At 67.7% G+C, this 14,362-nt stretch carries 14 protein-coding genes; 13 read left to right on the top strand and 1 reads right to left on the bottom strand.

Features of this window, described 5'->3' with window-relative positions:
* Positions 1 to 2: 2 nt before the first annotated feature.
* On the bottom strand, positions 3 to 788 hold the full coding sequence (locus H0I76_RS03275) for an enoyl-CoA hydratase/isomerase family protein (protein WP_200607022.1): 786 nt from the start codon (positions 786 to 788) through the stop codon (positions 3 to 5).
* Positions 789 to 1,178: 390 nt separating this feature from the next.
* On the opposite strand from H0I76_RS03275, the gene H0I76_RS03270 reads away from it, so the two are divergent.
* The 13 genes from H0I76_RS03270 (at position 1,179) to H0I76_RS19655 (ending at position 14,345) form a co-directional block, all read left to right on the top strand.
* Positions 1,179 to 2,324, top strand: a complete 1,146-nt coding sequence (locus H0I76_RS03270) for an ABC transporter substrate-binding protein (protein WP_200607020.1) — start codon at positions 1,179 to 1,181, stop codon at positions 2,322 to 2,324.
* Positions 2,324 to 3,136 (top strand): ABC transporter ATP-binding protein, encoded by an 813-nt coding sequence (locus H0I76_RS03265; protein ID WP_200607018.1) that lies wholly within the window; start codon positions 2,324 to 2,326, stop codon positions 3,134 to 3,136. Before H0I76_RS03270 ends, H0I76_RS03265 begins: the two co-directional genes overlap by 1 nt.
* Positions 3,133 to 3,864 carry an ABC transporter ATP-binding protein gene (locus tag H0I76_RS03260; RefSeq protein WP_200607003.1) on the top strand — a complete coding sequence of 244 codons (732 nt, stop codon included), beginning with the start codon at positions 3,133 to 3,135 and terminating at the stop codon, positions 3,862 to 3,864. Before H0I76_RS03265 ends, H0I76_RS03260 begins: the two co-directional genes overlap by 4 nt.
* Positions 3,861 to 4,730 carry a branched-chain amino acid ABC transporter permease gene (locus tag H0I76_RS03255; protein ID WP_200606994.1) on the top strand — a complete coding sequence of 290 codons (870 nt, stop codon included), beginning with the start codon at positions 3,861 to 3,863 and terminating at the stop codon, positions 4,728 to 4,730. The genes H0I76_RS03260 and H0I76_RS03255 overlap by 4 nt, the downstream gene beginning before the upstream one ends.
* A 1-nt stretch (position 4,731) precedes the next feature.
* Positions 4,732 to 5,736 (top strand): branched-chain amino acid ABC transporter permease, encoded by a 1,005-nt coding sequence (locus tag H0I76_RS03250; protein ID WP_200606991.1) that lies wholly within the window; start codon positions 4,732 to 4,734, stop codon positions 5,734 to 5,736.
* Positions 5,727 to 6,887 carry an acyl-CoA dehydrogenase family protein gene (locus H0I76_RS03245; protein WP_200606989.1) on the top strand — a complete coding sequence of 387 codons (1,161 nt, stop codon included), beginning with the start codon at positions 5,727 to 5,729 and terminating at the stop codon, positions 6,885 to 6,887. The genes H0I76_RS03250 and H0I76_RS03245 overlap by 10 nt, the downstream gene beginning before the upstream one ends.
* Positions 6,884 to 7,525 carry a TetR/AcrR family transcriptional regulator gene (locus H0I76_RS03240; protein WP_200606980.1) on the top strand — a complete coding sequence of 214 codons (642 nt, stop codon included), beginning with the start codon at positions 6,884 to 6,886 and terminating at the stop codon, positions 7,523 to 7,525. Before H0I76_RS03245 ends, H0I76_RS03240 begins: the two co-directional genes overlap by 4 nt.
* On the top strand, positions 7,525 to 8,856 hold the full coding sequence (locus H0I76_RS03235; RefSeq protein WP_200606978.1) for a phenylacetate--CoA ligase family protein: 1,332 nt from the start codon (positions 7,525 to 7,527) through the stop codon (positions 8,854 to 8,856). The genes H0I76_RS03240 and H0I76_RS03235 overlap by 1 nt, the downstream gene beginning before the upstream one ends.
* Positions 8,857 to 8,861: 5 nt before the next feature.
* Positions 8,862 to 9,947 (top strand): CoA transferase, encoded by a 1,086-nt coding sequence (locus H0I76_RS03230; RefSeq protein ID WP_200606976.1) that lies wholly within the window; start codon positions 8,862 to 8,864, stop codon positions 9,945 to 9,947.
* A gap of 4 nt (positions 9,948 to 9,951) precedes the next feature.
* Positions 9,952 to 10,749: an SDR family NAD(P)-dependent oxidoreductase gene (locus H0I76_RS03225; RefSeq protein WP_200606973.1), complete on the top strand. Its 798-nt coding sequence runs from the start codon at positions 9,952 to 9,954 to the stop codon at positions 10,747 to 10,749.
* Between the two features lie 11 nt (positions 10,750 to 10,760).
* The gene (locus H0I76_RS03220; protein WP_200606970.1) at positions 10,761 to 11,900 is read left to right on the top strand and encodes a CaiB/BaiF CoA transferase family protein; all 1,140 of its coding nucleotides are present in this window, start codon (positions 10,761 to 10,763) and stop codon (positions 11,898 to 11,900) included.
* A 445-nt stretch (positions 11,901 to 12,345) separates the two neighbouring features.
* Complete coding sequence (locus H0I76_RS03215; protein WP_200606968.1) at positions 12,346 to 12,966, top strand: response regulator; 621 nt, start codon at positions 12,346 to 12,348, stop codon at positions 12,964 to 12,966.
* On the top strand, positions 12,963 to 14,345 hold the full coding sequence (locus tag H0I76_RS19655) for a sensor histidine kinase (RefSeq protein ID WP_200606966.1): 1,383 nt from the start codon (positions 12,963 to 12,965) through the stop codon (positions 14,343 to 14,345). Before H0I76_RS03215 ends, H0I76_RS19655 begins: the two co-directional genes overlap by 4 nt.
* The last annotated feature ends 17 nt before the right edge of the window (positions 14,346 to 14,362 follow it).

The raw sequence follows: 14,362 nt of genomic DNA, 5'->3' as shown, positions 1-14,362 counted from the left end.
TTTCACCGCCCCTCGAAGCGCGGCCGGCGCTTCTCGAGGAAGGCCGCCACCCCTTCATGCGCATCGGCGCTGGCGAGCAGGCCGGACATGATCTGCACCTCGGCGTCGAGACTGGCGCCGAGGGGCGCCGACCAGGGCGCGCGCATCGCCTTCTTGGCGGCGCGGGCGGCCAGCGGTGCCTTGGTCGCAATCTCGTGCGCGAGGTGCAGGGCCGCGTCGATGACATGCGCGCTCGGCACCACCCGGTCGACGAGGCCGATGCGCCGAGCCTCCCACGCGTCCACTGTGCGGGCGGTGAGCGCGGCCTCGGCCTGCGCGCCGGCGCCGGTGCGCGGCGCCCAAAGCTGGGTGCCTCCGGCGCCGGGGATGATGCCGATATTGATCTCGGGCTGCCCGAAGATCGCGGTGTCGCCAGCGACGATCAGATCGCAGCCGAGTGCGATCTCGCAACCGCCGCCGAGGCAGTAGCCCGCCACCGCCGCGACGACCGGCAGGGGCGTGGCGCGGATCGCGTCAAAGGCGCGGCGATTGACCGACCCGGGGTAGGTCGCCGCCGTATGCCCGCCAAGCGCGTCGATATCGGCGCCGGCCGAGAATACCTCGGTGCCGCCGGTGATGACGATGGCGCGTAGAGCGCTGTCGCGTCCTGCGGCATCGAATGCCTCGGCCAGCGCGTCGAGCAGCGCGGGGTTGAGCGCGTTTCTCGCGGCCGGCCTGTCGATTCGAATGACCCGTACGGCGCCGTGGATTTCTGTGCCGACGCCTGGATCGGCGTTCTTGTCCGGCATGGCGATTCCTCCGTTGATTGCGGCGAAGGCTACATACCATACGGTATCTTGGCAAGCGGCCTTGCGCGAATCTTACTTCCCGGTCCGCGGCGCTTCTCTTGATCCCGGCGCTCGGAAGGCGACCTGTAGGCTCGCCGGAGCTGATGGAAAACGCTTACCTGGCGCGCCATTCTCTCGGAAGATATTTTTATAATATGATATAAATAAACGATAAAAGTCTTACTTGCCGCATCTCTTGGGGCCGGATCGGTCTGCGTCTGAGGAGCGCGGGGGTCGGGCGTTTTGGGTCGAGGCTTCTGACGCGCAGGATTTCTCCCGGCGAGCTTGTTGACCGACTGGAACATACCAATTAGTATGCAGCGATAAATAACAGCAACGGGAGGATAAGGGATGACTCTCAGGAAGGTTGTTGCCGCGGCTGCGTTGGCCGTCGGCGGAATGATCGGCGCGGCGCAGGCGGCGGACGATCCGGTAAAGGTTGGCGTGATCTTTCCGCTGAGCGGTGGTGCGGGTCCGCAGGGACAGCACATCAGCCATGCGATGGCCGCCATGGCCGAGATGATCAACGAGGATGGCGGCGTGCTCGGCCGTCCGATCGAACTGCTTATCCGGGACGACGAATCGACGCCGGCCGTCGGGGTCTCGCGGGCCTCCGAGCTTATCTCGGAAGAGGTGTCGGTCATCATCGAGGGCTGGAACAGCCCGGTGACCCTGGCCATGCAGCCGGTGATCAGCCGCGCGGACATCCTGGACATCACGGCGATCTCGAAGGCGGACCCGATCCTGTCGGGCGAAGGCAATCCGCTGGCGATCAGGCTCAACAGCTCGAACGCCCAGGATGGCACGGTGATTGCGAAGTACATCGCCGACAAGGGCTTCTCGCGCGTCGCCTTCCTGACCGAGAACGACGCCTACGGGCAGGGGGCGCAGGCCTCGATCGAGGGTGCGCTCAAGTCGCTCGGCCACAACTACGAGGTCGTTGCCGTCGAGCAGTTTCCCTTCGACCAGGCCGACTTCCGGGTCGCGCTGACGAATGTCCGCAGTGCAAACCCCGAGGTGACCATCGCGATCAACGCGAACGAAGGACTGGGCATGCCGGCGATCATCCGCCAGGCCCATGCCGTGCAGTTGCCGGGCGAACTGGTCGCCGCCGTCGGCACCATTGCGCCAAGCGTCATCAGCGTGGCCGGTCCGGCGGCGAACGGGTTGATCGGGGCGGATATCTACTTCCCCGGCATCGAGCCCTTCTCGACCTATCCGGCCAATCAGCGCTTCATCGCCAAGACCGAGGAGAAGTTCCAGGAAACGCCCGACAAGTTCATGGCGCTCGGCGCGCTGGCGCTTCAGGTCTGGGCGATGGCGGCGAACGAGGTCGAGAGCCTCGAGAAGACGCCGATCGCCGAGCGGATCCGCGGCGGCTCGTTCAGCGGCACGATCCTGGGCGACATCACCTTCGCCGACAACGGCCAGCTCGCGAGCCGCCACTATCTCTTCGACGTCGTCGACGAGAAGATCGTCGTGCGCCCCGGTCAGTGATGACCGTCGTCGCTGACATGCAGTGCGGGTCCGTCGCGGCCCGCACGACACCCCCCATCCTCGGCGTCGAGGAGCTGGGTGTGCGCTATGGGGCGCTCGAGGCGCTTGCCGGGGTGAGTTGGCAGGTCGAGCCCGGCCAGATCCTGGGCATCATCGGCCCGAACGGCGCGGGCAAAAGCACCTGCTACGACGCCGTGACCAATCTGGTCGTCCGCTCGGGCCGGGTGGTCCTGGACGGCGAGGACGTGACCAAGGTACCCGCCCATGCTCTGGCTTCGCGCGGGCTGCGTCGGGCCTTCCAGCAGAACGCCTTCTTCGACCACCTGACGGTGCTCGAGAACATGGTCGCCGTGCTGCAGGATGACTGGGGGACCTCGTTCCCCGGCTGCATCTTCCGGCCGCTGGCCGAGCGTCGCCGCGCCGCCGATGCGAGGGCCGCCGCCGCCGCGCAGCTGGCGCGCATGCGGGTCGAGCCGCGGTTTCACGACAGATACCCCACCGAAATCCCCTATGGCACGCAGCGCATGCTCTCGATCGCGCTCGCGCATGGCGGCGGAGCCAAGGTGCTGATGCTGGACGAACCTGCCGCCGGATTGGGCGGCGAGGACATGCGCGCGCTGGTCGAGCTTCTCGGCGCGCTGCGCGACGACGGGCTCAGCATCGTCGTCATCGAACATCACATGGACCTGATCATGTCGGTCGCGGATCGCATCGTTGTGCTGGATCAGGGGCGGATGCTCGCCGAGGGCACGCCGGCCGAGATCCAGGCCAATGACGCCGTGCTCGACGCCTATCTGGGGCGGTCGGAATGAGCGCGCGAGTTTTGGAAATCGCTGATCTGACGGTGCGCTACGGGGGCAACCGCGTGCTGGCGGTCGATGGCCTCTCGCTCGGCGCGGGCGAGGTTGTCGGGGTGGTTGGCGCAAACGGAGCGGGCAAGTCCACGCTGGTCAATGCGACGCTCGGCTGGTCGCGCGGCAAACCGGTCGTCTCGGGCCGCGTCTTGCTGGACGGCAAGGATGTGTCCGCGCTTCCGACACCCCGCCGGGTGGCCGAGGGGCTGCTGCTGATCCCCGAAGGCAAGCTGATCTTCGGCACCATGACGGTCGAGGAAAACCTGGCCGAGGGCGCGACCGATCCGGGGCCGGACCGCCGCGCTTATTCGGCCGAGGATGTCTACTCACTCTTCCCGCGGCTGAAGGAGCGGGGCGGCCATCTCGGCTCGCAGCTTTCGGGGGGCGAGCGGCAGATGCTGGGGATCGGTCGTGCGCTTCGCCTGGCGCCGAAGGCGCTGCTGCTCGACGAGCCGTCGATCGGGTTGGCGCCGAAGCTGGTCTCGACCGTGCTCCACACCGTGCGCGAGCTCTGCCGCGACGGGCTCTCGGTCCTCTTGGTCGAGCAGAACGTCAAGGCCGCGATCGCCGTCGTCGACCGGATGATCCTGCTCGAGCGCGGGCGGATCGTGCTCGAGGGAACCGCCGGCGAGATGCGCGACAACCCGCGCATCGCCGAAGCCTATCTGGGGACGCAGCAGGCATGAACGTCGGACAACAGATCATCAACGGGCTGGTGCTCGGCCACAGCTTTGCGCTGGTCGCGATCGGCTGGACGGTGCTGCTGGGCGTGGCGCGGCTGGTGAACTTCGCGCATGGCCAGATGTACATGCTGGGCGCCTTCGTCACCTGGGCAGCCATCGCAGAGTTCGGCCTGCCCTATGCACTGGCCATTCCGTTCACCATGCTGGTCGGCATCGCGGTCGGCTTCCTGATGCAGCGGGTCATGCTGCAGCTGACGCTGAAGCAGGATCTTGTCTCGATCATGATCGTGACGTTGGGCTTTGGTCATGTGCTGCATGGCGTCGCGGCGCTGGTCTTCGGCTCGACCGGGCAGATCCTCGACACGCCGTTCTCGACGCGCAACGTCTACTGGAACGATCTGTGGTTCACCTGGCAGGACGTGGCGATCGTCGTGGTGACGATCCTTGTCTTCGTGGCGCTGAAGCTGGTGCTCGACCGGACGCGGCTTGGCCGGCTCGCACGCATGGTGGCCGAGGATCCGCAACTGGCGCTCCTCGCCGGGATCGACGTGCGCAAGGTCTATTTCGGCGTCTTCGCCTTCCAGGGGGCGGCGGTTGCGCTGGCGGGTGCGATGATCGGGCCGCGCACGCCCATCCTGACCTCGATGGGCTTCGACGAGGTGATCATGACCTTCGTGGTCGTCGTGCTGGGCGGGATCGGCAGCGTCTGGGGCAGCTATATCGCCGGGATCTCGCTTGGGCTCTTCACCGCGTTCTTCGGCGCGCTGGTCTCGCCCGCCTACACGACCCCGGCGGCATTCCTGGTGCTGATCGCGGTCCTGGTGCTGCGACCCGGCGGGCTGGCCGCAAAGCCGGGGGGAGGGCACTGAGATGAATATCGGTCTTCAGGTTGCCATGCTCGCCGTGCTGGCCGTTGCGGGCTACTTCCTGCCCGCGCTCTTCGGTGGCTCGGGCGCAGTCTACAGCGCCTTCGTGCTGATCGCGATCTTCGCAGTCATGTCCTACGGGCTGGATCTGATCGTCTCGGACCTTGGCGAGGTCTCGCTCGCCCATCCGGTTTTTTTCGCCGCAGGTGCCTATGCAACGGGGATCATTTCGGTGCGCCTCGGGCTCGGGCCGATCGCAACGCTGGTGGCGAGCATCGGCGTGGCAATGCTGCTGGCTGGGGTGGTGGGCCTCATCACGCTCAGGCTGCGCGAGTTCGTGTTCTCGCTCGTCACCTATGCGGTCAGCGTGGTCGCGCTGACGCTGGCCGAGAACTGGGCGTTCCTCGGCGGCTCGGACGGGCTGACGGGTATCCCGCTCTTCAAGCTCGATCTCGGGGTGGCCTCGTACCGGGCGGTGACGGACAAGGATCTCTGGCCGGTCGCCTATGTCATGCTGCTCGGCGTGCTCTGGATCGTGCGGGCTTTCCGTCGCTCGCGTCTCGGCAAGGCGGCGATGACGGTCCATCTCAACCCCCGGCTCGCCACCATGTCGGGCATTGATCCGCAGCGCACGCGGCTGATGGTCTTCCTCGTCTCGGCGCCGATCACGGCGGCGGCCGGGTGGCTTTATGCCTATCAGCGCGCCTATATCAGCGCGGACGTGCTTTCCCCCTACTTCCTGATCCTGATGCTGACCGCCGTGGTCATCGTGGGACGCGGGCTGCTCTTTGCGCCGCTGATCGGGGTCGCCCTGATCCTGGCGCAGGAAAAGTTCATGTCCTTCGGCGGTTATGTCGACCGCATCATCCTGGGGACGGCGCTCATCCTGACACTCTCGTTCCTGCCCGGCGGCCTCTACGAGGCGGTGCGCGCGCTGATCGCGCGGCTCGGCCCTGCAGGCGCGAAGCAGGACACTCAGATCGAAGAAGGAGCCACCGAATGCCGGTAATCTGGGAACCCGAACTGGACGCCGGTGCCGCGTCCTGGCGCAAGTTGGCCGCAGGCCTGACCGAGAAGCACTTCGCGCCCCTGGCCGAGGAACTGGACCGCGAGCAGCGCTATCCCTGGGAGAGCATCGAGGTCATGGCGGAGCATGGCCTTGCCGGCATGTTCATCCCCGAGGCCTATGGCGGCCGGGCCGCGAGCCTGACCGAGACCGTCGCCGTGGTCGAGACGGTCGGCATGGGCTGCTCGTCCACGGCCGCGATCCTCTGCGCCCTGCAACTCGGCGCTTTCCCGGTGCTGCTGGCGGGGCGCGAGGATCAAAAGAAGTTCTATCTCGGCGAGATGGCGAGGGGCGTGGGGACCAGCTTCGCGCTCTCGGAACGCTCGACCGGCTCGGACGCCGCGGCGATCGAGGCGACCGGCGTGCAGGAGGGTGACGGCTGGCGCCTGAGAGGCGAGAAGTACTGGATCGGCAATGGCGGCGCGTCGCGCTACTACGTCACCTTCGTCAAGACCGACCCGGCGGCGGGCGGGCGCGGCATCTCGGCCTTCATGGTCGACAGGGAGGCCGAGGGCGCGACGATCGACGAGCTCTCGGACAAGATGGGCCTGCGGGGCACGCAGACCTCGAACCTCAAGCTCGACATCGTGGTGCCCGAGGAGGCCCGCGTGGGCGAGCCGAACCGCGCCCTCAGGTTGGCCTTCCAGACGCTGAATGTCGGGCGGATCATGGTCGCGGCGCAGTCGCTGGGCCTTGCGCTCGGCGCCTATCGCGAGGCGGCCAGCCGGGCGGCCTCGCGCCGCGCCTTCGGCAAGGCGATCATCGAGAACCAGGGCATCTCCTTCAAGCTGGCCGACATGGCGACCGAGATCTCGGCCGCGCGGATGATGCTCTACGAGGCCGCGCGCGCCTATGACCAGGGACGCGATGTCGCCAATCTGGGCGCGATGGCCAAGCTCTACTGCTCGGAGGTCGCGCATCGCGGAGCCGACGTGGCAGTGCAGATCTGGGGCGGTTTCGGCTATTGCAAACCTTGTGTGGCCGAGCGGCTCTACCGCGATCAGCGGGTGCTCGAGATCTACGAGGGGACCTCCGAGATCCAGCGCCTCGTCCTCGGCCGGGCGATCCAGAAGGAGGTCGAGGAGGCTGCATGACCAAGACCAGGGCCACGCCGATCGAAGACGACGCCCCTCGCCGCGAGATCATCCGCGCGGCGGCAGAGCTCTTCATGGATCTCGGCTATCGCGCGACCTCGATCGACGCGATCGCCGAGCGGATGGGGGCGACCAAGGGGCGCGTCTATCACTGGTACGGCTCGAAGGCCGAGATCTATTTCGACGTGCAGATCAACGCGATGCAGAAGCTGATCGACCTGATCGAGCCGATCGCACGCGGGGGCGGCACGCCGCGCGAACGGCTCGAGCGGATGGCGCGCGCCCATGTCGACATCCTGCTCCACGACCTGCCGATGCAGAAGGTCTCGGTGCAGGGTCTCGAGACGCATGTGATCAGCTCGACCGGCACGCGCCACACCAAGGCGATGCGCGACATCGTGCGGCTGCGCGACGACTACGAGCAGATGTTCTGCGAGGTGATCGACGAGGGCACGCGCCAGGGGGTCTTCGTCGACCTGCCGGCGCGCATGCTGTCGAAGCCGTTCTTCGGGGCGCTCAACTGGCTGACCATCTGGTATCGCCCCCGCCGCCTGCAGACCGAGGAGGACCTCGAGGCCATCGCCGAGAACCTCACCGGCTTTGCCATGCGCGGAATCCTGAAGGAGCAAGAACGATGATGCCTGCCGTGAAGGCCCCCCACTCGGCCGAGGTCTGGGACGAGATCGAGCTCTGGTCGCGCGACCGGATCGAGGCCTTCCAGCTCGACGCGCTCCGCCGGCAGCTCGAGCGCGTCGGGCAGACCAGCGGGCATTATCGCGAGGTGTTCCGGACGGCGGGCTTTGCGCCGGGCGACCTGCGGAGCCTTGCTGACCTGCGCGCGCTGCCCCTGACCCGAAAGGCGGACTATGTGGCGGGTCTCGCGGCCGATCCGCCCTTCGGCACCTTTCGCGCGATCGACATGGCCGATGCGGCGCGGGTGCATTTCTCGTCCGGCACCACGTCGCGCCCGGCGCCGGTGCTCTGGTCGCATTCCGATATCCGGCGGTGGTCGGATGTCTATGCGCGGTATCTCTACGCGCAGGGCCTGCGGCGCGGCGACATCTTCCACTGCATGTTTGGCTATTCCTGGTTCGTGGGCGGGCTCGGCGCCTCGCTCGCGGCGCAGCATCTGGGCGCGATGGTCATCCCCGGCGGCTCGGTCGACACAAGGCGTCAGGTCGAGACCATAGTCGAATATCGCCCGCGCGCGGTGATCGGCACGCCCTCGTTCATGGCGCATATCGCCGAGGCGGCGATCGAGATGGGCGTCGACCTGCCGAATTCGTCCGTCGAGATGGTGATGGTGGGCGGCGAGCCGGGCGCGAGCGTGCCGGGCACGCGCGAGCGGCTCGAGCGCCTCTGGGGCGCGAAGATGTTCGACTGCTATGGCGCGCTCGAAGCTCAGCCGATCGGCTGGGACACGGCGCTGCAGCTCGGCCCGACGCTGGCCGAGGACTTCGTCTATGTCGAGATCCTCGACCCCGAGACCAACGAGCCGGTCGCCGATGGCGAGCGCGGGGTGCTGGTGCTGACCCATCTCGACAAGCAGGCCTGCCCGCTGGTGCGCTGGTGGACCGGCGACGTGGTGGTGCGCGACAGCAGCGTGGCGCCCGACGGGCGGACCCATGCCCGGTTGCCGGGCGGCGTGCTCGGGCGGGCCGACGACATGTTGATCGTGCGGGGCGTCAACCTCTTCCCGACCGCGGTCGAAGACATCGTGCGCGCTCATCCCGACACCACGAACGAGTATGTCCTCGTCGTCCGCGACGAGATGAAGGACCCCAACACGGGGATGCTGAGGGGCGTCGGACTGCGGGTCGAGGCGGCGAGCGGAGATATCGAGGGCGTGCGGCAATCGCTTGGCACCCTCCTGCGCGACAAGCTGAGCGTGCGCTTCGAGATCGAGGTGCTGGCGCCCGGCTCGCTGCCCCGCACCGTCCACAAGGCCAAGCGCGTCGTGAAGGAGTAGGCCGGATGCCGGTTCCCCAGCCCCTAGCCGGTTGCCGCGTGGTCGAGTTGTCGCAGTTCATCGCCGGTCCGACTGCCGCGCAGCTTCTGGCCGATTTCGGCGCCGAGGTGATCAAGATCGAGCCGGCGCGCGGCGACGGCACGCGCGCGCTGGTCGGCACCGAGTTCGGCAGCGGCTATTTCCGCTGCTTCAACACCTCGAAGGCCAGTCAGGTGCTCGACATCGGCGCCGAGGGCGGGCGCGCGGAACTCGACCGGCTGCTTGGCTCGGCCGATGCGCTGGTCTGCAACATCGCGCCCGCGACCCTGGCGCGGCTCGGTCTCGACGCCGAGGCCCTGCGCCGGAACTTTCCAGATCTGGTCGTCACGCTGGTCTCGGGCTTCGGCCAGCAGGACGGGCGCACCTGCATGGACACCATCGCACAGTGCGAGAGCGGATTCGCCGCGCTCAATGGGGCCGAGGACGGCACGCCGCGGGTCTCGACCTCGTGGCCCGTGGATTTCTTCTCGGGCCTCTTCGCCGGAATCTCGACGGCCATGGCGCTCGCCGACCGCAAGCGCGCGGGCGGGGTCACGGTCGATGTCTCGATGATGGAGGTTGCCGCCGCGGTCATGCTGGGCCCAGCCGCGATCATCGCCAGCGAGGGCGGCAGGCTCGAGGCCCCAGCGGGAAACCGCGACAGGGCGGCGGCTCCCTCGAACGTCTACGCCTGCGCGGACGGTCATTGCTACATCTATGCCGGGCTCGATCCCTTCTGGGCAAAGCTGAGGCCGGTGGTCGGCGGCGAGGAGGCCGGCTATTCCGAACGCCTCGCCCGCGCCGCCGAGTTCGATGCCCAGGTCGAAGCCTGGACCTCGGCCCGCCCGCGCGACGAGGTGCTGGCCGAGATGGCGCGCCTCGGCATCCCTGCAGGCGCGGTCCGCGCGCCGGCCGAGGCGATCGAGGCAATCCGCGCGCTGCGCCCGGACGCCGTCACGACCCGTCTGCCGAGCGGCGAGCATGTCCCGGCCTTTCCCGCCCTCTTCTCCGGCGAACGACTGCCTCGCCGCCCCGCGCCGGACCTCGGCGCCGCGAAATCGAACAGGAGCTGATCTCATGACCGAGCCAACCAATCCCGAGGTGCTGCGCGATGGCCTGTTCGGCGGCGCGAGGGCGCTGGTCACCGGGGCCGGTACCGGGATCGGGCGGGCGATCTCGCTTAGGCTCTGCGCGCTTGGCATGTCGGTGACGGGCGTAGCCCGCCGCGAGGCGCCACTGGCCGACACGGCGGAATTGGCGGCGGGGTTGCCGGGTGGCTTCGACTTCCGCACCTGCAATGTCCGCGACACCGACGCGATCGAGGCCATCGTGGCCGAAGCGGGCGAGGGCGGGCTCGACCTGCTCGTCAACAATGCGGGCGGCCAGTTCTTCGCCCCTGCAACTGGTATCAGCCAGAAGGGCTGGAACTCGGTCATCGATCTGAACCTGAACGCGGTCTTCGCGGTGACGAAGGCAGCCTATCCGTATCTGAAGGCGCGCAAGGGTGCGGTGGTCAGCATCTCTCTCTCGGGCGTCGACAGGGGCGGCATGGGGCTTGCCCATTCCATCGCCGCGCGGGCGGGGGTCCTGGGTATGACCCGGACGCTGGCGCTCGAATGGGCGAAGGACGGGATCCGGCTGAACTGCATCGGGCCGGGAACCGTCGTCACATCTGGCCTGGCGGACGAGGCGGCGCGCCAGCTGCTCGACAACCTGGTCGCGGCGACGCCGATGGGCGAGCCGACGCCGCCCGAGGACGTGGCCGAACTGGTGGCCTTTCTCGCTAGTTCGGCTGGTCGGCTGATGACCGGCCAGCTGATCCAGATCGACGGCGCCGCGCATCTGGGCGCCGGTCTCCACATGCTGTCGGCATGAGGCCCGCGATGATGGCGTTGGAAGGAATCCGGGTTCTCGATCTCTCGCGCGTGCTGGCCGGGCCGTGGTGCACACAGACCCTGGCCGATCTGGGGGCCGAGGTCTGGAAGATCGAGCCGCCCGAGCGGGGCGACGACACGCGGGGCTGGATGCCGCCCGAGATCGGCGGCGAGTCGACCTATTTTCAGTGCTGCAACCACTCGAAGAAATCGGTCGCGCTGGACCTGAAAACCGACGAGGGCCGTGCCGCCGCGCTGGCGCTGGCGAAGGAGGCCGACATCCTCGTCGAGAACTTCCGCCGCGGCACGCTCGAGCGGTTCGGCCTCGGTTACGAGCAGCTGCGCACGGTGAATCCGCGGCTCATCTACTGCGCGATCTCGGGCTATGGCCGGACCGGCCCGCGGGCGGACGAGCCGGGCTATGACTTCACCATCCAGGCGGAAAGCGGCCTCATGTCGATCACGGGTGAGCCGGACGGCAGCCCGATGAAGCATGGCGTGGCGATCACCGATCTCGTGACGGGGATGAACGCGGTTCAGGCGATCCTGGCCGCGCTGATCGCGCGCGGTCGCACGGGGCAGGGGCAGTTCCTCGATATCGCCCTCTTCGACTCGGCGGTGGCGCTGACGGCCAATATCGCCTCGGGCTATCTCGGGACGGGCAATGTCGGCCGGCGCTATGGCAATGCCCATGCGACGGTGGTGCCTTACCAGCTTTTCGACACGGCCGATGGCACCCTGGCGCTCGCGGTCGGCAATGATGGGCAGTTCCGCACGCTCTGCCGCGAGGTGGTCGGCATGCCGGAACTGGCCGAGGACGACCGCTATCGGACCAACCGCGCGCGCGTGCTGAACCGCGAGACGCTGATCCCTCGCTTGCAGGCGGTGTTCTCCGCTGCTCCGACCGAAGAATGGATCGAGCGGCTGCGCGCCAACGGCGTGCCGGGAGGCAAGGTACGTAGTATCGGCGAGGCCTTGGAGTCACCCGAGGTGGCGGCGCGCAGGCTGGTGGTCGAGGTGCCTGATCCTAACCACGGCAGCTTGAGGTTGGTTGGATCGCCTTTGAAGCTGTCCGAGACGCCGGTTCGACCTCCGGTCACGCCGCCGAGGTTAGGTGAACACACTCGCGAGGTGATCGGACGAATTTCGTAGGGAGCAAATCGCTACCGCCGCGGTGTCATGTGAGTGCATCCACCTCGTGGGAGGTAGGACATGTGCTGCTCCCATTCCTCAAAGTATCAGCGGTTTCGGAAAATCGTCGGCCCGCGCCCGTTACACGGATCCACCCGTAGTGCCAGCCGAGCTGAAAGTGTGGACTTCACCCCGTCACTGGTCCGGACCGAGGCTTGGCGGCGGCACTGTAACGCCATCCGACCGTACTCCGCTCCGGGCTGGCGCATACCGGCTCCGAAGGTCCGGTTTCCCGAAATTGCGCTGTCGCCCGCAACGGCCGCGTCAGTTCGCATGGCCGAAGACGCAATCATCCACTAACATTCACGCTGGAGCCGCCAATGGGGGGCAGCCAGCCACGGGCCCGGTTATCGTGTTCCGGATCGGTATCTGGCACAGGGAGGGCTGACTGGATACGGCCGCGATATTGCTGGTCGATGATCACCCTGTCGTGCGGGCGGGCTATCGTCGTTTGCTCGATGGCCGCCCCGGCTTTCGCGTCATCGCCGAGGCAGCCGACACGCGGGGCGCGCTTGCGGCCTTCCTGGCGCATCGTCCCGACCTCGTGCTGATGGACATCTCCATGCCGGGGGCGGGCGGTCTCGAAGCGGTGCGGGCGATCCTCGCGCGCCAGCGCGACGCGCGGATCGCGGTCATCTCGATGCATCAGGGAGCCGCCTTCGCCCTCAAGTCGCTCGAAGCGGGCGCGCTCGGCTATGCAACGAAGAGCAGCCCCCCGGACGAGATGCTGGAAGTGGTCGCCGCGGTCGCCGCCGGACGACGGGCCGTGTCGCGCGACATCGCACAGGAGATCGCGCTCGATGTGACGGCCGAGTTGCGGAACGGGGCCGTCTCGCTCTCGCCGCGAGAGACCGAGATCCTTCGACTGATGGGAACGGGCGCGCGTGCGCGTGACATTGCCGAGGCGCTTGGGCTCTCGCCCAAGACGGTGCAGAACGTCGTGTCGCAACTGCGCGCCAAGCTGGATGCGCGCTCCGACATTGACCTGATGCGCAAGGCGCTGGCTGCGGGCCTCGTCGAACTGTGAGGCGCGAGGGACGCAGCCTCGTCGTCGGCATCGCGCTTCGAATTCTGCTGGTCGGCACGCTCTGTCTCGGAATAGCCACCCTCTGGCTGGTGCGCGATACGGCGGCGGAGCTGCGCCGGGATGCGCAGGCCTCGGCGCAGCGCGTGGCCGAGCTCTTCGGGTCGCGCACCACCTATATCGGGCTGATGAGCCTATCCATTGGCGGCGTCGCGCCCAGCCCCGTCTTCTACGACTGGCAGGACTATCCCGCCCCCTATCTGATCGCACCGGGGGTCTGCGTCGAATTCGGCCAGTCCGACGAGACGAAGCGCCGTCGATGCGGCGCCTGGGATCCCGATGCGGTCGCGCCACCGGCATGGTTCAGTGGGATTTTCGCTGGCCTGCTGGATGCGCCCAGCCCAGCCAGGGTCGAGGTCATCTATCGCAACCGCGTCTATGGCGAGGTTACGGCGCATCTCGACCCGACGGCCGCGCATGGCCGTGCCTGGTCGCGGGTGCGTGTCCTGCTCGGCGTCGCGCTGGTGATGACGACTGCGATCGGTGGGCTCAGCGCGCTCGTCATCTGGCACGCATTGTTACCGTTTCGGCAGATCCTGCACGGCCTTCGCGCCTTCGAGACGGGCGACTTCAGCCAGAGGCTGCCGCTCTTCCGGGCGCTCGAGTTCCGCCGGCTGGCCAGGGCCTACAACGACATCGCATCGGCCCTCGCGCGGGGGCGGGACGAGCGCAAGGCGCTGACGAGAAAGCTCTTCAGCGTTCAGGAGAACGAGCGGCGCATGATCGCGCGCGAACTGCACGACCAGTTCGGCCAGTGCCTGACAGCGACCCGCGCGATCGCCGCCGCGATCGAGCGTCGTGCCGATCCCGACGATGCCGAGCTGGCCGAGGACGCGCGGACGATCTCGCAGATCTCGGCTGACATGATGGACGATCTGAAGAGGGCGCTGTTCAGGCTGCGCCCTCCCGAACTTGACCAGCTTGGCCTGGAACTGGCCCTGACCCGGATGGTGAATGGCTGGCGCGCGCGCAGCGGGGGAACCCGGTTCACATTGAGCATCTCGGGCGATTGCAACGGCCTTGCCGAGGACGTTTCGCTCTCGGTCTACCGGATCGTTCAGGAGTGCCTGACGAACGCTATGCGTCACGGGGCGCCGTCGCAGGTGTCGGTCAGTGTGACGGTTGCGGCGGGCGGACTGGTTCGGATCTCCGTCGCGGATGATGGCGGCGGTGCGGTCGGCCACCCGCAGGAGGACGAGGCGTCCGGCTTCGGCCTGCTCGGCATTCGGGAGAGGGTCGAAGCCCTGGGGGGTGAGACTGTCATCGAGCAGGGCGGAGAAAAATTCGAGGTTGTTGCGACCATTCCGCCTGCGCAGGACTGAGCCGCGCTTCAAGTGCC

Origin of the sequence: Thermohalobaculum xanthum, from assembly GCF_016623495.1 — a bacterium.
GTDB lineage: Bacteria > Pseudomonadota > Alphaproteobacteria > Rhodobacterales > Rhodobacteraceae > Thermohalobaculum > Thermohalobaculum xanthum.
This window is presented reverse-complemented; position numbering and strand designations above follow the sequence as displayed.